The organism is Chloroflexota bacterium, assembly GCA_020850535.1.
Taxonomy (GTDB): Bacteria; Chloroflexota; UBA6077; order UBA6077; family JACCZL01; genus JADZEM01.
On record JADZEM010000068.1, the window covers coordinates 88,528 to 110,356 of the forward strand.

At 69.8% G+C, this 21,829-nt stretch carries 12 protein-coding genes; 11 read left to right on the forward strand and 1 reads right to left on the reverse strand.

Annotation, left to right across the window (positions count from 1 at the left end):
- Positions 1-71: 71 nt before the first annotated feature.
- Both IT306_10420 and IT306_10425 read left to right on the forward strand, forming a co-directional pair.
- The gene (locus IT306_10420; protein ID MCC7368828.1) at positions 72-4,169 is read left to right on the forward strand and encodes a LysM peptidoglycan-binding domain-containing protein; all 4,098 of its coding nucleotides are present in this window, start codon (positions 72-74) and stop codon (positions 4,167-4,169) included.
- A 69-nt stretch (positions 4,170-4,238) separates the two neighbouring features.
- Positions 4,239-4,724, forward strand: coding sequence for a prepilin peptidase (locus IT306_10425; GenBank protein ID MCC7368829.1), 486 nt, complete (start codon positions 4,239-4,241; stop codon positions 4,722-4,724).
- Positions 4,725-4,831: 107 nt separating this feature from the next.
- Here IT306_10425 and IT306_10430 read toward each other — a convergent pair whose 3' ends face one another.
- Positions 4,832-6,286 (reverse strand): DNA phosphorothioation-associated putative methyltransferase, encoded by a 1,455-nt coding sequence (locus tag IT306_10430; protein ID MCC7368830.1) that lies wholly within the window; start codon positions 6,284-6,286, stop codon positions 4,832-4,834.
- Between the two features lie 217 nt (positions 6,287-6,503).
- Between IT306_10430 and IT306_10435 the strand changes: the two genes are divergently transcribed.
- From IT306_10435 to IT306_10475, 9 genes are all read left to right on the forward strand, one after another.
- Complete coding sequence (locus IT306_10435) at positions 6,504-6,758, forward strand: helix-turn-helix domain-containing protein (protein MCC7368831.1); 255 nt, start codon at positions 6,504-6,506, stop codon at positions 6,756-6,758.
- A 2-nt stretch (positions 6,759-6,760) separates the two neighbouring features.
- Entirely contained in the window at positions 6,761-7,924 is a 1,164-nt protein-coding gene (locus IT306_10440; GenBank protein ID MCC7368832.1) for a cysteine desulfurase, read from the forward strand.
- Positions 7,925-7,964: 40 nt separating this feature from the next.
- Positions 7,965-8,885 carry a DUF4007 family protein gene (locus tag IT306_10445; protein ID MCC7368833.1) on the forward strand — a complete coding sequence of 307 codons (921 nt, stop codon included), beginning with the start codon at positions 7,965-7,967 and terminating at the stop codon, positions 8,883-8,885.
- On the forward strand, positions 8,878-12,402 hold the full coding sequence (locus IT306_10450) for a hypothetical protein (protein ID MCC7368834.1): 3,525 nt from the start codon (positions 8,878-8,880) through the stop codon (positions 12,400-12,402). Before IT306_10445 ends, IT306_10450 begins: the two co-directional genes overlap by 8 nt.
- A 311-nt stretch (positions 12,403-12,713) precedes the next feature.
- A complete protein-coding gene (locus tag IT306_10455; protein MCC7368835.1) occupies positions 12,714-15,116 on the forward strand; it encodes a sensor histidine kinase in 2,403 nt (800 codons plus the stop codon).
- A complete protein-coding gene (locus IT306_10460) occupies positions 15,116-17,281 on the forward strand; it encodes a hypothetical protein (GenBank protein MCC7368836.1) in 2,166 nt (721 codons plus the stop codon). The genes IT306_10455 and IT306_10460 overlap by 1 nt, the downstream gene beginning before the upstream one ends.
- 79 nt (positions 17,282-17,360) lie before the next feature.
- Positions 17,361-18,176 (forward strand): phosphoadenosine phosphosulfate reductase family protein, encoded by an 816-nt coding sequence (locus IT306_10465; GenBank protein MCC7368837.1) that lies wholly within the window; start codon positions 17,361-17,363, stop codon positions 18,174-18,176.
- A 120-nt stretch (positions 18,177-18,296) separates the two neighbouring features.
- On the forward strand, positions 18,297-20,120 hold the full coding sequence (locus IT306_10470) for a hypothetical protein (protein ID MCC7368838.1): 1,824 nt from the start codon (positions 18,297-18,299) through the stop codon (positions 20,118-20,120).
- 130 nt (positions 20,121-20,250) lie between these two features.
- Positions 20,251-21,804 carry a hypothetical protein gene (locus IT306_10475; GenBank protein MCC7368839.1) on the forward strand — a complete coding sequence of 518 codons (1,554 nt, stop codon included), beginning with the start codon at positions 20,251-20,253 and terminating at the stop codon, positions 21,802-21,804.
- Positions 21,805-21,829: the final 25 nt, after the last annotated feature.

Consider the following 21,829-nt stretch of genomic DNA (forward strand, 5'->3'; position numbering starts at 1 on the left):
GACCGGCGACGACGGCGGGTGGCTGTCGCGAATGACGGTCCCGCTCGAGGGGCCGAGCGAGGAGGACGGCGATGCTCGACCGTACCTACATCGGCAAGGAGGCGGCCGACGACGAGGCCACCGCGTGGGCCTGGGACGGACCGGCGGCGCGCGGTCCGGTGCTCGGGCGACGCGGCTGGATCCTCGTGCTCCTGCTCGGGCTCGTGCTGCCGGTCGGGCTGCTGGCCTGGGACGGATTCCCCCGCTCGAGCGAGTGGACGTCGGCATGGCGAGTGGCCTGGCTCGCGGCCTCGACGGGACCGGGTGGGCTTCCCACTGGCGCCGTCGGACGGGCGGCGCTCGTCGGTACCGGCTGGGTCGTCGCCAGCCCGGCCGCGCTGGCGCTCCTGATCGCGCTCGTCGCCCAGTCGTCACGCTCCGCGCGCGGGCAGCTCTGGCTCGTGATCGTCGGGTTGGCGCTCGTGCCGACGGGACTGCTGGCCCTGGTCGGCTCGCCCCGGCTGCCGGCTGCCCTACCGACCTGGGGTGACGCGACGGCCCTCGGCGGTGCGGATCTGCTCGGCCTGGCCGAGCTGCTCGCCTGGGCCCTCTGGGCCTGGGCGGTGCTGTCGTTCGTGCTCCAGGTCCTGGTCGCCCTCGCCGCGCGGGTGGCCGGCCCGGCCGCCTGGGTAGGGTCCCTGGCAACCGTCGTCGACCGCCTCTCGGCGCCGCTCATTCGCGGGGTCGTCCGTCGCTCCATGCTCGTCATGCTGATCGCCAACGTCGTCGGCCGGGCCGCGCCGGCCGCGGCGGCCGCACCGCCTCCCGCTCCCGTCGCCCTGGCGCTCGACGGACCGACCAATTCGGGCGCGGTCGCGCACGGAACCGAGAGTGTGGACTCGGACGCCGGAACGATCGCCCGCAACGGCCAAGCCAATGGGGTCGTCGCGACGGCCCGGCTGTCGTCCGCTGGCCCCCTCCGGCAGGAGGGCGAGCCCACGCGCCACGTCGTCGGTTCCGGCGAGACCCTGCGCGAAATCAGCCGGCAACACTATGGCGTTCCCGACGAGTGGCCGCGGCTGGCGGAGGCCAACCTGGGCAAACCCCAGCCGGAGGGCGGCAGGCTGACCCGTCCCGATTACATCCGGCCGGGCTGGGTGCTGGTCGTCCCGCCGGCCGGGCCGGTCGAGTGGGTCGATGGGGCGGCCTACTACACCGTGGCGAAGTACGACACGCTGCGGGGCATCGCCGCGCGCCTCTATGGCGACGAGCTGGCCTGGCCGCGCATCTTCGAGGCCAACCGAGGCACGATCGCCCCGAACGGGATGCCGCTTCATCACCCCGACCTCATCTACCCCGACCACCGACTGCGGATTCCGGACCTGGCGCCGCCGACCGACGTTGGTACCGATCCGGTGGCGGCCGAGGCGGCGGCAGCGGCCGAGCGTGCCGAGCAGGAACGCCGTGCCGCGGAGGCCCGCCGCGCCGAGGAGGCGCGCCGAGCGGAAGAGGCGCGTCAGGCGGAGGAATCCCGGCGGGCCGAGGAGGCGCGGGCCGAACAGGCGCGTCGGGCGGATGAGGCCCGCCGGACCGAGGAGGCCCGGCTGGCCGAGGCTGCCCGCCGGGCCGAGGAGGCGCGGATCGCCGAGGCCGAGGCGGCTGCCGCGCGCGAGCGAGCCCGTCAGGCCGCGCTCGCCGAGGCGGCCGAGGCCGAGCAGCGGGCCCGCGCGGAGGCCGCGGCGGCGGAGGCGCGGGCGGCCGAGCTTCGGGCGCTGGCCCGGCAGGCGGCGCTCGCGGCCGGGGCGGCCGGGGCGGTGCTGGCGCTCGGGGCGGCCGGGCTGCTGGCCCGCCGCCGACGCGGGCGGCGCACGCGCCTGGACGACCCGCCCCCGCCCGACGAGCAGGTGCCGGTCCGCGAGGGTTTCGCCGAGGGCGAGCCCCACCGCGCGCTGGCCTTCCGCGCCCACGCCGGCGAGGAGGCCGAGCCGGCGGTCCTGGCCGCGGCGGCCCTCGCGCGGGCGCTGGACGCCGAAGGGTTCCGCGACCTCGACATCCTGACCGCGGCCGAGGTCCGCGGCGGGCGCGGGGCCGAGTTCCTGGTCTGCGGCGACCTGACGGACGTGGCACGCGTGGTCGAGGCCGCACCCACCCTCCGCCGCCACCTCGGGGGCGATGTCGAGGCCGAGCTCACCCCCGACCACGACGCCCTCCTGCGCGTGCGGGCGATCGGCGGCATGGCGGCCTGGCCGGCCGCGGCCCCGGGGGCCGCCCCGCCGCTGGTGCCGCTCGGGATCCGGCCGGATCGCCAGGGAGTCTCCGTCAACTGGGAGGAGCTCGAGCACGTGCTAGTGGCCGGCCTGCCCGGCGGCGGGGCCGAGACTGTCCTGGTCAGCCTGGTCGCCGGCCTGGCGGCCCGCTCCCGTCCGGACGAGCTGCGGCTGTGGACGTTCGCGCCGCGGCGGGCGCTGCCGGCCGAGCTGGCCGACCTGCCCCACCAGTTGGCCCTGCCGGTCGATCCAGCCGGCCCGGATGGGGAGCGGGCGCGCGCCGAGCTGCGCGACCTGCTGGAGCGCCGGCGGGCCGGCGAGCGCGGCCCGGAGGTGGTCGTGGTGGTCGGCGAGCTGGCCGACCTCGACGACGGCGGGACGACGCTCGAGGCGATCGGGCGCGACGGCCCGGCGTACGGCGTACGCCTGCTCGCGGCCACGAGCCGGGCCGAGGAGCTGAGCGAGGGGCTGCTGGCCCACTTCCAGACCCGGCTGGTCCTGCGGCTGCTGGACGCCGAGCTGTCGGTCCGGCTGCTCGGGACGGAGGACGCCGCCGAGCTCGGGGCCGGTGGCGACATGCTGGTGCGCCTGGAAGGCCGCCGGCCATTCGGCGCCCGCGGGTACCGGATCGCGCCCGACCAGCTGGCCCGGCTGGTGCGCCTGACCCGCGACCTGTACGGGCAGGTCCCCGCGGGCACAGATGACGACCGGCCCGGATGGGTCGCCTCGGATCAGGGCGGGTCAAGGGGTGAGCCCGACGAAGGTACAGCCGCGTCGGACGACGGAGCTTCCCTCGAGGCTGCTCACGGCCTGGATGAGTCGGACGAGGCGGCGGAGGACGACGGTGAGGCATCCGACGGTATCGCAACGTCCGGTCCGATGGTGGAGGGTGGCGGTGACCGCCCGGAAGTGCCTTCGGAGCGGCCCCCCCGCGCTGGGACCGCCGGGATCGGCGCGACTGCCCGGAACGGCGCCGTGGCGACCGTCGCAGCGCCGACGGAGAACGGTGTCGCTCGCGAGCCTGCGCCCCCTGCCCCGGCGGCGCCGGCCGCCGCGATGGTCGAGATCCGCTGCTTCGGCAAGCTGCGGCTCGCCGTGGACGGGCGCGAGTGGGAGCCTGGCAGCCTGCCGAGCAGCGGCGGCGAGGGCGGCGCCCGCGTCTGGGAGGCGCTCGCCTTCATCGCCGCGCACCCGCCCGGGACGGTGACAGGCGAGCGGCTGCTGACGGGGCTTTACCCCGACGCCCCGGGCACCCGCGAGATGCACAAGCGGGTCCACAACGCCCTCTGGCGGGCCCGAAAGCTCCTGGCCGGGCTCCGCCCGGGCCTGCCCGGCGATGCCCTCCAGGCCGACGCGGCCGGCGTGTACCGGTTCGCGCCGGGTGCGATGACATCCGACGTCCACCGGTTCCTCGAGCTGGTGCGACGCGCGCCCCGCCTTGAGCCGGCCGAGGCCGAGGCCGCGCTCCGCGAGGCCTGCGCGCTGTACGCCGGCGAGCTGCTCGAGGCGCCGACCTACGGCTGGGTGTCGGATCGGAGCGCGGCGGACGGGGTCACGCTGGAAGAGCAGTACCGGGAGACGTTCCTTAGGGCCGCCCGCGCTCTCGGGCAGCTCCTCCTGCAAGCCGAGCGACCGGCCGAGGCGGCTGAGGTCTACTGGTCGGTGTTGAACCGCGAGCCAACGGCCATCGAGGCCGTGCGCGGGCTCTGCCGGGCCCGCGTGGCCCTCGGCGACGGAGCGGGACTCCGCCAGGACCGCCGCCAGCTGGTCGCCCGGCTGGCGGGGTATTACGGCGTCGCGGAGGATGAGGTGCCCGCCGGGAAGACGCCGGACGAGGAGATCCTCGACGAGGACGTCGCGGCGCTCTTCGGCGAGGCCGAGCGGCAGGTGGGGCCCGGTGCCGCGAGCGGCAAGGGACGCTGATGGTCACCTGGTGGGCCGGGATCGGCAGGTTAGGAACCCTGCGATGCACCTGAAGGTGGGGCGACCTTGATGGACATTGCCCCGCCGGTCCCGACGGCCGTGGCCTGGCCCGCCCTCGCCCTGCTGCTCGGCGTGGCCGCAGTGGCGGACCTTCGCTCGCGCCACGTGCCGATCCTGCTGCTCGGCGGTGGACTGCTGACCGGCCTGGTTCTCGCGGCCCTGGTCGGAGGCTCTTCCGCCCTCGGGCACAGTCTGCTGGGCGTTGCCGTCGGCGGGGGGCTGCTGCTCCCGTTCGTGCTGGTCCGCGGCAAGCCACCCGGCCTTCCTCGGGTGGAACGAGGCGAGGCGCTCGGCCCGGCCGACGCCCTGCTCCTGGCCGCGGTCGGAGCCTGGCAGGGCCCGCTCTTCGCCCTACAGGCCGCGGTCGCGGCGAGCCTGGTGGGGGCCGTCTGGGCGCTCGTGGCCTGGTGCCGGGCCGGGCGTCGGCGCGGCGTTGTCTTTCCGTACGTGCCGTCATTGGCGCTGGGAGCCGTGCTGGCGACGCTGCTCCGCTAGGTGCTGCCAGCAACCGCCTAGGAGCGCGTCTCCGCCGCGACGGTTTCCCAAGTGTTGCCATACTGGGGCGCGTCTTGACGTACTCGGGCCGTGGCCACGCGGAGATCCTACTTGCCTAATGTCGGGATCCTCATTAGGCGGTGCCCACGGAAGCGCAAACCTCTGCTCGTGACGAGTGCCGTCCATCGGTCCTGTGTGCCGATACTCGCAGGACCTGCGAACAAGCCAGCCTGCTCCTCCTGTGCAGTCAGGCGGGCGAATGTCTGTCGCCTAGGGTAGTCCGCTGCGACGAACGTCTCCTTCCGATGGAGAATTGGAGGGTTCTTCCACCTGCGGAAGTCCCTGATCCTGACGTCAAGATGCCTCAGATCTGCCCTCACGGACATATGGAGCGCTGGGTGCGGCTCGCGGTCGAAGGCGGGATATACGAGGTACGAGACTTTCGGCTCGAACCGGTGGAGCTTCACAACGTTCGCCATATCGACGGTGCCCGTAAGGGCACGCCCGCAGCCCTCGTAGACCCGGAGCAGTGGGCTAAGGCGTGGCAGCGCACTCACGTGGATGTACAGGGCCTCAGGTGTAAGCTTGCCGACGGGCGCTTCTCGACACGCGCGGTCGAGCGCCGCCAGGTTGCCGGCCCCGAATAACAGCGTGTCGGCCCTCTCGCAGGCTGCCTTGTATGAACCGAAGAAGGCCCGCACGTCGAGTTGGATGTCGCGTGGGAGTGCAGTGAATTTGGGGCGCCCACCGAACGCAGCAAGGGCGAGATACACAGCAAGATCGTCGGTCGCCGCTGTCTGCGCGCCACCCCAAGCGTCGTCACCCGTGGCGCGGCGGACAAGGGCGAGAGCGCGCTGTATGCTTCCGAACCGCTCCACTATCGCCGCGGCGGCCTGACCTAGTTCAAAGGCTTCGGGTTCCCGGCCGCGCGCCTGGACGAACGTGAGAAGCGGGTCCAGAATGGCGCGATTGGCCTCGTACACCGCTTCCCGGGTGCGGCGGTGCACCACCACGGGGCGGTGGCGAACGCGCGCGGCGAAGTAGCGCTGAGCCTGAACTTCGTCGCGGAAGACGTAGAAGACGCCAGGGGCGGCCGCCACGCTGCGCACCGTCAACACACCGTCGACCCAGGCGCGCAGTTCCTCCTGGCTGAAGAACTTCTGGAACGTGCCCTTCATCGTGAGCATGCCATCGCCGCAGCCCACCCCCGGCAAGTTCTGCGCTTCCCACTCCATCCTGGCGGCGACCACGAGTACGCCCTCGGCGAGTGACCACGCTGTCCGTAGGGCGTCAGCACGCTCTCGCGGATCTTCTATGACGTTAACGACGTACCCCAGATTGACGAGGTAAGCAGATTGCAGTTCCCCGTGCGGCCAATGCACGGGGTCCCAGCCCGACGCAGCGAACCCGAGGTCCGACATACGCTCCACGTCGCCGCCGCGTCCGCTGCCATAGTCGAAGAACGTCGCTCCCGTCGGAATGAGGCCATCGGCTAGGGCCAGCGAGACCGGTCGCGATAGGGCGACCCTACTGATCGCCGTGCGGTGGCGCGGAATGCTCATGGCCTTCTCCGTGGGGCACCGATCAAGCGCGGCATTGAGGCATCTTGGCATACCTAGTTGTGCTCTCTCCCCCCTCTCCCTATACTAGGCAAAGGCGGCAACGCGGGCAACTGCGGTAATCGCGGCACTGGAGGAAGTGGCTGTGGCGACGGCCTCCGAGACTGACCGACGACGGCGCGAAGTATTGGCGCGCCTCTTTGCACCCAACGGCAAGCTGATGCCAGGACTGCAGGAGACCCTGCCACTGAGCTCGGCGGATGTAGCTGCGCTGTTCCGAATGAGCGAGCGGGCAATCCGTCTGTGGGCTGCGAAAGGAGAACTGCCTCATATGCGCACCCTCGGCGGCGGCCGGCTCCTGTATCCAGCCGACGAGATTGCCGCGCTCTACGCGGAGCATTACGCGGGCGCGCTTCCGCGCGGACGGAATCCGGCTCGGGCCCCCGCGCGCAACAGCAGGCGAGGCGCATCGTGAGGCTGCCCACCCCACCCCCCATCTACCTGGACCACCACGCGACTACGCCAGTCGATCATCGCGTGGCCACCGCCGTGCTGCGGGCCATGACCACCGACTTCGGTAATGCAAACAGTGTGGAGCACCTCTTCGGTGAAGCAGCGGCCCATCTCGTCGCCGATGCGCGCCGCGAGGTGGCCGCGTTGGTCGGTGCGGAGCCGAGGGGCGTGCATTTCACGTCGGGATCCAGTGAGAGCATCCGCCTCGCCGTCGGACACGCGGTCTCAAGTTGTCAGCACCGACCATTGCGCTTGGCGCTCATGGCAGTCGAGCATCGTGCAGTCCTCGACACCGTCGCCGCTCACGAAGCGCGGGGCGACGTTTCGGTCCTTTGGCTGCCGGTTGATGGGCGGGCCAGGCTAGACCTGGCGGCGCTCGAGGCGGTCTGCCGCGATGGTGTTGATCTGGTCTGCGTCATGGCCGCCAACAACGAAGTGGGCACGCTTTATCCGATCGATGAGGTCGCGCGGATCGCCGGTCGGGCCGGGGCGTTGACCTTGGTCGACGCGACCCAGGCGGCCGGCCGGATCCCGATCCAGCTTGCTGCCTGGGAGATCACGTACCTCACGATGAGCGCCCACAAGATGTACGGGCCGAAGGGCGTCGGCGCCCTGGTGGCCCCGCGTGAACTGGAACTCCGTCCCGTACACGGCCATACGCCTGGCACGGGTGACGGGACACCGAACGTGCCGGGCATCGTGGGGCTCGGCGAGGCGTGCCGGCTGCGTCGGCTCGAAATGAGCGCGGACGAATCGCGAATGGCTGCCCAGCGCGACCGGCTCCAGGCGCTCTTGCTCGCGGGCATCGATGAGCTGGTCATCAACGGCGATTGTGAGCATCGGCTCAGCAATAACTTACATGTATCGATCCCTGGGGTCCCGAACGACGCCGTTGTCGCGCGGCTACGCCGCCACGTTGCGCTCTCGACGGGAGCGGCTTGCTCGTCCGGCGCCGACACACCCTCCCACGTACTCCACGCGATGGGGCTCCCTGCGGCCTTGCAGGAGGGTGCGCTGCGTATCGGCACCGGAAAGTTCACGGCTGACGAGGAAATCGAGCGCGCGGCCGAACATATCACGAAGGCAGTCGCTGGTACCCGCGCTGCCGTGCGAGGAGCCTTGGTATGAGCCGGTGCGCGCCTGGTGGCGCCCGAAGCAGGAGCAGGCCATGAGGTTCTCCGGACACGAGAGCTTTGCGTGCCGGTACGCGTGGCTGCCCAAGGCGTACCGCGCGATCGACGAGGATCCCGCCGCGTTCGCGGACGAGGAGCGGGCCATGGTGCGCCTGGGCGTCGGCAAGAACATGGTCCGATCGATCCGCTTCTGGGTCGAGGTCACGGGGGTAGCCGCCCCGCAACCGGACAGGACCCTGGAGCCCACCCGCTTCGGGCGGGCGGTCTTCGCCGACAACGGCTTCGACCCGTTCCTCGAGGACGCGCGGACGCTCTGGCTGCTCCACTGGAACATCGCGACCCGCGTCGAGGACCCGCTCTTCGCCTGGGACTTTCTCCTATACAAATGGCCTTACGCTGAACTGACGCGAACCGAAGCCCTCGCCGCGCTCATGCGCGAAGCGCGGCGGCGCAACGTGTCCCACTCCGAGGTCACGCTGGGCCAACACCTGGACATCTTCCTCCACACGTACATCGCGACGCGGACGGCCAAAGGCGGGTTCGAGGACTCGCTGGACTGCCCATTGGCCGAGTTGGAACTGCTCCACCAGGTGGGCGAGCGCCGCGCCGATGGTTCCGGGCGCCGCGAGCCGGTCTACGCCTTCCGCCGGGAAGCCAAGCCCGAGGTCGCGACGGCGCTCTTCGAGTTCTGCTTGGACGACTACTGGCGGCAGCATCGGCCAGTTGAAGCGACGCGTGCCTACCGTGACGTGGCCACCGCCCCGGGCAGCATAGGCCAGGTGTTCAAGCTCCCTGAAGACGACATCCGCAGCCGCCTGGACGCCTATGCGCTGAACGACTCACCACGGCCGTTCCGCTACCAGCCATCGGCCGTCCAAGGTCTCGTGTCTCGCCGCGATGTCCGGGAACGCGACTTCTTGGCCGCCGTGTACCTGGAGGAGGGCAACGGTGGGTGAGCTGCTTGCGCCGGTCCCATCCTCCCTCCCCACCGACGGGGTGACGCCCGCGGACCGGACCCCGACGGCACCGCGCATCGTCGAGCTGTTGCGCGTGCCGGAGCGCTACCTCCGGTCAGTGCACCTGGAGCGCGACTTCGACGACGTGGCCTCCCTCCGCCACTACGTCGTCACCCCGCCCATGGTGGCGGTCTTCGCCCGCATGATTGAGGGTCTGCGGCCGGGGTCAGGTCGCCGCGCGTGGCGCATCACCGGGGACTACGGCACGGGGAAGTCCTCTCTTGCGCTCGTGCTCGCCCACCTGCTGCGTGAGCCGGAGGCGCCTCCGCTCGCCGAGCTGCGCCGGGTCATCGAGCGAGAGATCGAGCGCGACCGGCTAGGCTTGGAGACGACTCGACTGGTGCCCGTGCTGGTCACCGGCGCACGCGAGGCGCTGGTGCCCAACGTGGCCCGAGCGATTGGTCACACCCTCGATCGGCTGCGGGGCCGCGGCCGGCCAAACCGGACCCTGGAGCAGTTGCGGAGCCACGCGGCCTCGGTCTCCGCGACCGGAGATGCCTCGCAGTTACTCAAGCTACTGGAGGGCGTCGGCCACTACGCCGCGCACAGCGGCCGCTCCGGCGTGCTGCTGGTGCTCGATGAGCTGGGCAAGTTCCTCGAGTACGCCGCCCTCCACCCGGACCGGGAGGACGTGTACGTGCTCCAGCGCCTCGCGGAAGCAGCCGCCCGGAGCGGCGACTGCCCCCTGGTCGTTGTGGGGCTCCTCCACCAAGGCTTCCACGCCTATGCGGAGCGGCTGCCATCGACGGCGCGCCTGGAGTGGGACAAGGTGGCCGGCCGGTACGAGGAGGTCACGTTCGACCAGCCCCTGGCGCACGTGGCGGCGCTCGTCGCTGGTGCGCTGAGCGTTGACGTGGAGCGGGTGCCGGATGATGTCGCGGCGTCTGCCCACGCGGTGCGCAGCGCGACCGCGGCGACCGGTTGGTACGGGGCCTTGGGCGACTGCCCGGCGCCGCTGGAGTTGTACCCGCTGCACCCGATGGTGCTGCCGGTGTTGGTCCGGTTCTTCGCTCGGTTTGGGCAGCACGAGCGCTCGCTGTTCAGCTTCCTCCTCTCGTCTGAGCCGTTCGGGCTGCAGTACTTCGCCTGTCGTCGGGCGAGCCGGCAGGACTGGTATCGCCTGCCGGACTTCTACGACTACGTCCGGGCCGTGTTCGGACACCGGTTGGCTGGCGCGAGCTACCGCAGCCACTGGCTGCGCATCGTCGGGACGTTGGACCGGGTGGCCACCACCGACCTGAACCCCCTCGAGTTGCAGGTCCTCAAGGCCGTGGCCGTGCTCAACGTGCTCGACGCGGAGCATCTCCTCGCCACCAACGTTGTGCTGGCAGCCGCCATCTCGGACTGCGAGTCGGCGGGTGCGGTGAACGAAGCGGTGGCGTCGCTGAAGCGCCGCGGCCTGCTGTTTGACCGCGGTGCGGCTGGTGGCTACTGTCTCTGGCCGAGCACGAGCGTCAATCTGGAGGCGGCGTTCGAGCTAGCGCTGCGCACGCTCGGACCGGTGGACCGCGCCGCGTCACAGCTGACGCCGTATCTCGACGAGACTCCCGTGCTGGCGCGGCGCCACTACATCGAGACGGGCACCTTACGGCACTTCGAGGTGCGCCACGCCGAGCCGGCCGGGCTGCGGGAGGCCGTGGCACGACCGACCGACGCCGACGGCTTGGTCATCGTCGCGCTCTGCGAGTCGCCCGAGGAACACCGCGCAGCGCTCGCCCTGGCGGTGGACCCCGTAATCGCCTCGTGCGCGGAGGTCCTCCTGGCGGTTCCGCCGCCCCTCCAGAACCTCGCGGCGGAGCTCCAGGATGCCCGCTGCTGGCAGTGGGTCGCCGACAACACGCCGGAGCTCGCGCACGACACCTACGCGGCCGCCGAGGTGGCGCGCCAGGTCGCTTTGTCGCGGCAGGCGCTATTGCGGAGGCTCGCGGCGCTCTTCGGCTTTCGGGTCACGAGCACCGACGTGGAATGGTGGCGGGGTGGTAGGCGACTCGAGGTGCCCGCGCGAGGCGGGCTCTCCGCAGCACTGTCCGAGATCTGCGACGAGCTGTACCGCAAGGCGCCGCGCGTCCGTAACGAGCTGCTCAACCGGCGGAGTTTGAGCAGCGCCGCGGCCGCGGCGCGCCTGCGCCTGATCGAGGGCATCTTCTCGTCGGCCGACCAGCCCGCCCTGGGTATCCCGGCTGGGAAAGCGCCGCCGGAGAAATCGATGTACCTGTCCGTGCTGAGCGCCGGCAACGTGCACCGCGAGCAGGCGGGGCAATTCGTGCTCGCGGAGCCCCCCGAGCACGCTGACCCTCTACGCCTCCGACCTGCCCTCGCCCGCATCATCGCGCTGCTTGAGGAGCAGGATGGGCACCGAGTGCCGGCGCCCGAGATCTTTGGAGTGGTGCAAGGCCGGCCGTACGGCGTACGCGCGGGCATGGCGCCCCTTCTGTTGGCGATCGTGGTCGCCGCGCACGCCCATGAGATCGCGGTGTACGAGCACGGCACGTTCCTGCCGAGATGCGGCGCACCCGACTTCCTGCGCCTGATCAAGCATCCGTCGTCCTTTGAGTTCCAGCTATGTCGTATCGCGGGTGTGCGCGCGGAGGTGTTTGCCCAGCTGGCGCAGCTCTTCGCCGCGAAACAGCCCGGCGGCCGCCGCCCGGACCTGCTGGACGTCGTGCGGCCGCTGACCGTCTTCGCCGCCGGCTTCCCGGACTACACCCGCCGGACCAGCGTCATCCCCGAACTGGCAAAGAGCGTGCGCGACGCGCTCCTGGTCGCACGGGAGCCGGCGACTCTCCTGTTCCGGGACCTGCCGCTGGCGTGCGGCTTGGAGCCGTTCGTGGAAGATGGGCCGGCCAACCCCGATCACGCGCAGTTCTACGCCACGACCTTGCGGGCGGCAATGGATGACCTCCGCGCCGCGTACCCACGGCTCTTGGAGCGTATCCGCGACCGCGTGACGCGCGGTCTAGAGGATGGGGCGGGGCCACCGGACCGCGCTGATATCGCCCGGCGGGCCCTGCACGTTTCGCTCGTGGCGCGCGAGCCGCGACTCGTGGCCTTCGCGCGGTCCATTGCGGACACGGCGCTGTCCGAGGACGCGTGGGCCGAAAAGATCGGCAGCTTTGTGATCGCGAAGCCTCCCGCCTACTGGACGGCCGCAGACGAGGTGCGCGCCGGCGACGAGATCGATCTCTTGGGCGGGACCTTCTGCCGCTTGGAGGCGACGGCCTTCGGGAACGGCTGGGACGCCCCCGATGTGACGGCCGTGCGGATTGCCGTAACGGTGGCCGATGGCAACGAAGCAGCGCGGGTCGTGCGCTTCCGCGCGGAGGACGAACCGTCACTGGGTGTTCTCGTGGAGCGTCTCGAGGCGGCGCTCGGGGGTACTGAGCGCACCGAGCTCCGACTCGCGGCGCTCGCCCGCCTGCTCAAGAACAACCTTGCGCCGGAACCGGCGGTCGGTTGAAGGGGCGACGACGTGGTGTTGCAGCGGTCCACCTCCCAGCCCGGTACCCGCCTCCGCATCGACGCGGCGGGGTTGCGCCGCCGGCTGCCACACGGCATCATGGCTATAGAACGCACGTTCGCTCCCGATGCCGTCCGGACGGATCGACGTGCGGCCCTGACCCTCGTGCGGCGGGGCCACGGCGGCGGGCGTGGCTGGGTGGCCGTCGGGTGGGAACCTTCAGCCTGCGAGGGCTCGGGTGGGTACCGGGTGCCCCATCCCGCACGCGGCGACTGGCTTACGAATGGCGTGTACCACACCGGGGGCAGGCGATGACGTTCAAGGTCGCGGCGCGCACGCTGCTCCATCTCGGCGCCGAACTGATCAGCTCCGACGCGGTCGCGCTCCAGGAGCTGATCAAGAACGCCTTCGACGCCGGCTCCAAGCGGGCCACGGTCGACGTCGTCGTCCGGGTGTTTTACGCGACGGTGGGCGAGCTCGCCGAACAGCTGCGTCAAGAGGAGGAACACGGGCGCAACGGCCACGACGGCGCGGCCTCCAGCGCGGCGTTGCCACACCTGCGCCGTGCGCTGCAGGACGCAGTGGACCCCACCGCTCCCGGTGCGAAGGCGCTGGTGCGGCAGGCCGTTGAGGCGGCGGACTGGGCGACGCTGCGGGACGCGCTCACGGAAGCCAATTACCTGGTCGTGGCGGACATGGGCGAGGGCATGTCACTGGAGAATCTCCGGGGCGCCTTCCTGACGATCGGCACCCGATCGCGGCATGCCGCGCGCCTGCAGCAGCGCTCGGACGGACCGCTCGCCAGGGGTCAGCGGCCCATCCTCGGCGAAAAGGGCGTGGGCCGACTGTCGGCGATGCGGTTGGGCACGCGCCTGCACGTCGAGTCCAGCAAGGCCGGGGAGTCCCACTGGAACGTGCTCGACATCAATTGGTCGGTGTTCTCACACGAGTCGGACGCCCTGCTCGACGAATTCCACGTGGCGCCCCGACGTGGCGCGCCGAAGGAGCGCCCTCAGGAGTCGGGCACCCGCATCCGTATCTCCGGTCTCACGTCGGAGTGGACCAGAGAGCGGCTCGACGAACTCGCCAAGTACGAGTTCAGCAAGCTGACGGATCCGTTCACCGAGACGCCGGTATTCCCGATTCAGCTCCGGTACAACGGCGAGCCCGTCTCCATCCCGCGCTTCAACCGGCTGCTGCTGGAGAATGCCCACGCCACCGTGCGCGCCTCGTTTGAGGAAGCGCCGCCCGCGGACGCCGCCGGCGACGGCGTCGGGGGCATGCGCGTCACGGGGACGATCCGCTACCGCAGCCGGGAGCGCGTCTTCGCGCTCGACGGGACCCACCTAGCGTCCGTTGCAGGGAGCCCGCCGCGTGTCCTCCGATCGCTGGGCCCCTTCGACATCGAAATCTACTGGTACAACCGCCGCATCCTCACGGCACTCGAGGGCATCGGCGACCGGCGCCTGGTGCTACGGCTGGTCAACGAGTGGGGCGGCGGCCTCATGGTATTCCGCGACGGCTTCCGCGTACTGCCGTACGGCGGCCCCGAGGACGACTGGCTGGGCCTCGACAGGATCGCGCTGGGGTCGCCCGGGTACAAGGTGAACCGCACGCAGCTGATCGGACGGGTCAGCATTTCCAGCGTGCGGAACCCGGCGCTCACCGATCAGACGAATCGCGAGGGCTTGCGCGACTCGGACGAAAAGCGCGCCCTGATCCAGCTCTTACGGTACGTCATCCAGACGGAGTTCCGCACCTTCCTCAACCAGACGGACGCCGCTGACCGCCCGCGCGAGCCGGTCCCAGTTGAAGAGCTTGGGGGGCGCGTCGAGGAGGAGGAGCAGGAAATCCGGAAGAACCTCGCCCAACTCGTGCAGCGCGTGCCGGCGCTACACGAGCAGCAGCCGCTGCTCGAAGCCATCAGCGGTGCCGTTGACCGGCTTCACGCCCTCATGGATGAAGTGCGGGAACTGGCGTCTCAGTACGAGGCGGGGCGCGGCCAACTGCTCAACCTGGCGGGCATTGGCCTCACCGTGGAGATGCTCGCTCACGAGCTGAACCGTGCGACCGAGCACGCCCTCCACACCCTCGCCGAAGCGCCGGGCGTGGGACTGCCTCGGCAGGTCGAGGCGCTCGTCCGCACCCTCGAGACCCAGTTGAAGACCCTGCAGAAGCGGCTGCGCATTCTGGATCCACTGAGCACGACCGGGCGGCAGCGCAAGGAGCTCTTCGACGTCGTCGAGCTGGTGCGCGACACCATCGAGGCGCACCGCGATAGGTTTGAGCGCGAGCACATCGACGTGCGGCTCGTCGTCGAACCCCACACATCGCGCCCGCGACTGCCGATTCGCGCCGTCAAGGGCATGGTCGTCCAGATCCTGGAGAACCTGATCGCGAACTCGGTGTACTGGCTCCGGCAGCAGCGGACGCTCGACCCAAGCCACCCCTCCTGGATACGCATCGTCGTCGATACGGAGGCGAAGACCCTCTCCGTCACTGACAACGGGCCCGGCGTCGCGCCCGAATTCAAGGGGCGCATCTTCGAGGCCTTCTTCACGACCAAGCCGGCCGGCATGGGCAAGGGGTTGGGGCTGTTCATCGCGCGCGAGATCGCCAAGTACCACGGGGTGGAGCTGTTCCTTGCCGAGCCGCCCACGGGCCCGCAGGGGACCTACCACACGTTTGTTCTCACGCTCGAGGGGATGAAGTGATGGCGGACCCGGCAGTGCCGACCCCGGCCGGCACCCCCTCCGAAGCAGGGCAGCATCCGCTCGCGGCGCTGCTGCGCGCCCAAGGGCTCCAGCAGGTGGTGGTCGTGGATGACTACTACGACCCGCCCGAGCACCTCGAGCTTAGCCCTCGCGACGCTGACGACCTATGGGGGCTGCTGGAATTCGAGGACGACGCGCAGGCCGAGTTGGCGGCCCTGGGACACACCGTCAGCGGCCCCGAGAGCCTGAGCGGACCGGTACTCTCGTCGTTTCTAGCCAACCGGGAACGGTGTCCGGCATTCGACGCCCAGTGGCAGCGGTCGATCGCCGGGCAGCGGCGCGAAGAGCAGTCGGCGCAGCTCACGCGGATCGAAGGGCACCTGCGAGGCGCGCTGGGGCTGTGGGTCGCACCCTACGGGAGCAACGCCTCCGTGGAGGAAATGGCCCGCGGCGGCGCGCAGTTGTTCCTCCTCGACTGGCGTCTCGGGGACGACGACGACGAGGCTGCGATCGAGGCCGCCGTCCGGAAGGCCAAGGATATCCACGAACACTGGCCGCCCGGACAGCCGAGGCCGCTCATCGTGCTCATGTCTTCGGCGCCGGGCGTCACCGCCCGCGCCGAAGAGTTCCGTCGCCGCTCCCGGCTGCTGGCGGGGATGTTCCACGCCGTGCCGAAAGCCGAGCTCACCGACGAGTTCTCGCTCCAGATGCACCTGCAGACGCTGGCTATGTCCTTGCCGGCGGGTCATCGCGTGCAGGAGTTCGTCGAGGCGCTTTGCGAGAAGGTCAGGACTGTGGGTGATGAGTTCATCGAACGCATCAGCGCCCTGACACTGAGCGACTACGCCTACATCCAGAGTCTCAGCCTGCAAGCGGACGGCCAGCCGCTGGGGGATTACCTGATGTGGCTGTTCAGCGCCTACTTCGGGCACCTCCTCTTCAGCCGTGCGCTGCGCGAGCAGCGGGATGGATTGGACGCGCTGACGTTCACACCTCTGCCGAGCAAGACCGTACCCTCGCCCCAATTAGCAGAGATGTACCGCTATGCGCTGTTCGACGTGGACATCGGCCCGGTGACGAGCCACCCACGCGCTGCCGCCGCGCCTGCCGGCACCATGCAGGGCGATGTCGTACCCGCGCCCAATGGGGACGCTATAGCACAGGCCGTGGACGCGGGCGATCCGATGTTGAGCCTGGGCGACGTCTTCGTCCCTGTCGGGGCGGCGCCGGCCGTTGCGAAGGAGGGGGCTGGGGCCGATGCTCTAAGCCCGGCCGGTGAGGACCTGGCCGGCGCGGCTGAGCACGGTGAGGCACATCGGCCGCCTGACCTGGCGATGGTCATCAACGCGCAGTGCGATCTGGCGTTCGCGCCGGAGGGCGGTCGCACGATCGAACGGGGCCGATCGATCCTGCTACTGCCCGGCACGCTGCACCCGATTCGAGAGCCGGTCCCCGACCGGTACAAGGATGCCCCGCGCACCGAGCTGTACGAACACGAAGGTCGCAGCTACCGCGTCCTCTGGAACACCAAGGAGGTGAAGACTGTCCCGTACGGAGAGTTCCGCCGCTGGCACGACGGGGCAGATGCTCATGACGGCACGCGGGCCACCCCGCACGAACGCAAGGCGCGCTTACGCCTGCCGTTCGCGCTCGAAGTGCAGCGAGCGTTTGCCGCCGACCTGACCCGCGTGGGCATGCCGGTCGCGCCGCCCATCTACCAGGCAGTCGACGTCCGTCTCCTACGTGCCACCGGCAAGCGATTCGACCAGGACGAGGCGCCAGGAGACTCCGAGGCGGCGTTCTTGGTGCTGTCGCGGGATGGGCATAAGATCGTCCAGCAGTGCGTGCTCACGTTGCCGCTCGTTCAGCGCCTCAGACGAATGGTGGAGGCAAGGCTCACCTCACTGGAGGACCAGTTGAGTGGGGGCGCCTCAGACAAGCGGTTGGAGCAGCAACTCCAGACCCAGGTGGACGCCCTGCGCCGCACGATCGCCAACAACACCGACTGGGCCAAGCTGCTGTCGCCCATCGACATGCCCACGGAGACAAGGGCGCGGCCGTTCGTGGGGGGCTACATCCAGATCGTTCGCAACAAATCGGTGGGTCACGAGTGCCCCACGGACAAGGTCATCGCGGCCGTGAGCCTGCAGGAGGGAGACCGATGAGCCGCCTTGATCCGGGACGCCCCGCGCCCGCTGCCCTCGCCTGGACCACAGCACGACCGAGGAGTGAGGAGTGTCGAAGATGACAGACACCATCCGCCACATCCTGAGCCTCTCCGGCGGTAAGGACAGCGCGGCGCTCGCTATCTACATGCGGGACCGTGTGCCGCAGATGGAGTACATCTTCCACGACACCGATAAGGAGTTGCCTGAGACACTCGACTACCTCGCGCGACTCGAGGCGATCCTGGGCAAGCCGGTCACCCGGACATCCACGGTCGACAACTTCGACCATTGGCTCGTGGTCTACGGTGGGATGCTTCCATCCAACCACCGGCGGTGGTGCACCAAGATGCTCAAGCTCAAGCCGTTCGAGGCCTACGTCGGCGATGACCCCGTCATCAACTACGTGGCGCTAAGGGCGGATGAGAAGCGAGTGGGTTACATCTCCACCAAGCCCAACATCACGACTGTCTACCCATTCCAGGAGGATGGGCTCGTCCGCGCGGACATAATTCGCATCCTCGAAGAGTCCGGCCTGGGCCTCCCGCCTTACATGGCCTGGGGCCGCACGCGCTCGGGCTGCTTCTTCTGCTTCTACCAGCAAAAGATCGAGTGGGTGCGACTCAAGGAAACCCACCCGGACCTCTTCGAAGAAGCCAAGAGGTACGAGGAGCAGAGCGTCCTCCACGGCGAGGCGTTCTACTGGAACCAGCGCGAGTCGCTCGCGGAACTGGAGCGCCCGGAGCGCGTCGCCGAAATCAAGGCTAATTGGGAGGCGGCGCAGGCCCGTAAGCGCGCGCAGCGCAAGAACCTACCGCTTGTGGAAACCCTCGGCGGCCTGGTCGTTGACGATGAGCCCCTGGAGCGTGAGGGGTGCCTGATTTGTTCGATCTAGTCCGCCACCGAAGGTGGGCGGTTGCGCCGTGCGGTGAACGCGATGACTGACTCTAGCCCCGACCCCCGCAACTGGATTCGCTTCCTGCGCCAGTATGGGCCCGTGCCCCAGAACGAGAACATGTACGACGAGTTCATTCGTCGGTCGGCGCGGCGGGCTGGGGTAGAGCCGCTCCACTTCGACCATCCCGCTGGTGCTGTGGTGCTCGAGTCTATCACCGGACCGGCGCCGGTCTCCGTGGTGCTCACCGGGACGGCGGGCGACGGCAAGACGCACCTGTGCCGGCAGGTCTGGGAGGCGGTCGGCGGCGACGCGCTCGCCTGGCAGTCGCCCGAGCCCTACGTGCGCACGTGGCTGCCTGGGGCTGCCGACGGTCAGTCAGGCCACGACGGGCCAGGACGCACGCTCCACGTTTTGCGCGACCTAAGCGCGTGGGTGCCGCAGCGTGGGGGGGCGTGGGATCCCGCGAAGGAGGACTTGCTGAAGAGCTTCAGCGCTTCGCTCTTCGCGGACTGCGGCCCCGGCGACGTGTTTCTCATCGCCGGCAACGATGGTCAGCTGATCGAGACCTGGCGGCGCCTGGGCCGCTCCGAGGCCGTTGAGCGTACCCAAGACCTCCTTGAAACCCTGCTGGTGGAGGACCGGCAGCAGCGCGAGGGCATCGGCTTGCGCTTCTTCAACCTCAGCCGATATCGGTCTGCGGACCTCCTGGACCGTGCGCTCGACGCGTTCTTGGGGCACAGCGGCTGGGATGCGTGCCGGGCGCTCAACGCTGGGCAGGCCGAGTTCTTCGGCCCCGAGTGCCCGATCCGCCATAACGTCGAGCTGCTCGAGACGCCGCTTGTCCGGCGCCGACTCAAGGACCTGTTGGCACTGTGCGACTACAATCGGCTGCACTTGCCGATCCGCCAACTCCTGCTGCTGCTCGTCAACGCGGTCCTGGGGCATCCGGGCGTGAAGGACCGCCTGATGAGCGCCGCCGACGTGCCGACGATCATCCGCGACGGCACGACCGCCCGGGCGAGCCTGTACAGCAACATCTTCGGCGGCAACCTGGCTGAGACACGGCGCGAGTCGATCCTCGTCTTCGACGCCCTCGATCGACTCGGCATCGGCCACGAGACGTCGAACCGGGTCGATAACATCCTCATCTTCGGCGAAGCGGACGAGGCACTGCGCGAGTACTTCGACCGCTACATGGCGTCGGACACGTTCTATGGCGCCGACGCGAGCTACCGGGCGGCCCAGCGGGAGTACGTGAAGGGGGCGGAGGAGAGCGAAGAGCGCGGCGCCGGGTTCCTGCGCTTGCTCGTCGCCCAGCGCCGCGGTTTCTTCTTCAAAGTCACGGATGACGACGTGGAGGACATGCGGCTCTGGGAGCTCACCGTCTTCCGCTACGCCGGCGAGTACCTGGGTCGGGTCGTCGCCGCCCTTGAGGCCGGCCGGCGAGTCGACCGCCCGATCCTGTCGCGCTTGGTTCGCGGACTCAACCGCATCTTCACGGGCATGCTGGTGTCGGACGACCGGGATTTGCTGCTGGCGACGAGCCTCGCTCTGTCGCAGGGTCGGGTGAGCCGCCTGCTGGAAGAGCGCATCTCGGTCGAGCCGCGCCTCGGCGAACGGGTCGAGGTCGTGCTCAACGACGGCGACCGCATGCCCGCGCTCGAGGTGACGCTCAGTCGAGACGTGCGCCGCCTGTTGCCGCTGCACCTCACGCGGTACGAATTCCTCAGCCGCGTCGCCGAAGGGGCGCTGCCGAGCAGCTTCTCCAAGGAGTGCTACGAGGATCTGCTCGCCTTCAAGAGTCAGCTGCTGAGTGCTCTGGCCGAGCGTCGAGAGGCGGGCGGCGAGGAGCCGGAGCGCGACACGCTCGCCTTCCGCCTGCTGGAGCTCGAGGAGGCAGGCCGGGCGACGGTGCGCGATCTCGAATTGCGGGAGGTGTGACGGCATGGCGACCACGACCGACACGGTGAGCACGGCAGCCACACCGACGTCGAACGGCGGCGCCGACCGGCAGTCAGTCCAGGCGGCGGTAGCCCCCATTCCTCTATCGCCGGGCGTGTGGCCTGGGGTTCTGGCGGGCCTTCCGTTCGTCGCTCCGCCGGCCGAACCGCACCCAAACCGGGACCACCGCATCGATCTGTGGCTGGACGAGCAGCTTTGGGGGCACCGCCTTTGGGACGCGCAGAGCCCGTGGCTGATCTTCCTCGAGTTCTTGAACGTCGCCGAGGCCTGTCAGCGACAGGATCGACTCCTGGCCGAGACCCACCCGTATCTCCTGAAGTATCGGCCGCACCAGCGCATGTTCCTGCGCAACATCCTCTTCAACAGCGACGACGTGGGGAAGATCGCCGACGAGCAGGGCGAGAGCCGGCGCGCATGGGAGGACTGGCTGGCTCGGATGCGCAACGCAGCCCTCGGCGTGCCGGCCCCGCGGGATTTCAGCTACCTGCGCACGCGCTTCCACTCCTACCACGACTTCGCCGAGGCGGTGCGTCTAGTGCGCGGCGCGGTCGTCGAGCGACAGAGCAACAAGCGCTGGTCGTCGCGCTTCGTGTTCCCGTTCGGCCCGCACTCGCTGTACATCGATCTCAACATCTCCAGGGCCACCGGCCAGCCGAGCCGCGAGTACATCAACTTCGGGCGCAGTGGCGAACTCCTGTACCTGATGCTGGCCCGCTCGACGCTGCGGGACGAGCTCGTCCCGCACCTCCGCGAGATGGTCGCGGGGAACAACCGCTGGGATCGCTTGGTGGCCGCGCTGCAGCCGGAAGGGGAAGAGGACCAGGAGCGCGAGAGCAAGAGCTGTTACTTGCCGTATCTCCGACATCCGGTCTTCGACGCGCTGGCCCGTGACTGGCTGGCCATCTTCCGCCTGCGGCTGCCGTCGTTCGATGGCTACCCGCACCTGGTGACGCTGGGGACGCTGCACCTGCTGCGCTACCACCTGTCAGTCGGGGCGACATGGGCGGGTCAGCATAGGCCGCCCCGTCTCATCTGCGAGATCGTCGCGCCCAAAAAGACGCTCGTCCGCGAACTCTCACTCCGGAGCTACGGCCAGAACGACGCCCAGTCCACCAACGCCGTCGAGCAGTTCGTGGAGCGCATCAAGCGATCGGAGGCGTGGAGGTGCGCAGAGGGGTCGGGCGCGTTCGCGCAGTGCCGGCAGGTGCTCCAGGAGGCGGTCTGGTGGGGGGACGACTACGACGGTCCCAACGACCCGGAGCTGCTGCTGGCTGAGCTCAGGCGCGTCGCGCGGAAGGGGCACCAGCAGCACGCGGCGCAGGTGCACCGCACCTACGGCCGGGAGATCGGGCTCGTGTCGCGCCGCGGCACCACTCGCTTCCGGTACGCCCCGACCGACCAACTGATGAAGACGCTCTTGTTCGCGACCGTCGAACGCCGCATGGAGTTCGGTGAGTTCCTGGCGAGCCTGTTCGAGAAGTACGGTCTGGTGATCGGCGATCGCGAGGCCGAGCGCGTGCTCCCGGCCGACGAATTCGATCGGAAGGCGTTCCAGGCGAACGGACGGCGGCTGGAGCAGCGGCTGGGCAGCTTGGGACTGCTGCGCCGGCTCTCCGACGCGTGCGCCTACGTCGAGAACCCCTATGGAGGCGCGGGCGCATGACAACGACGGTGGCAGCGGGCGTATC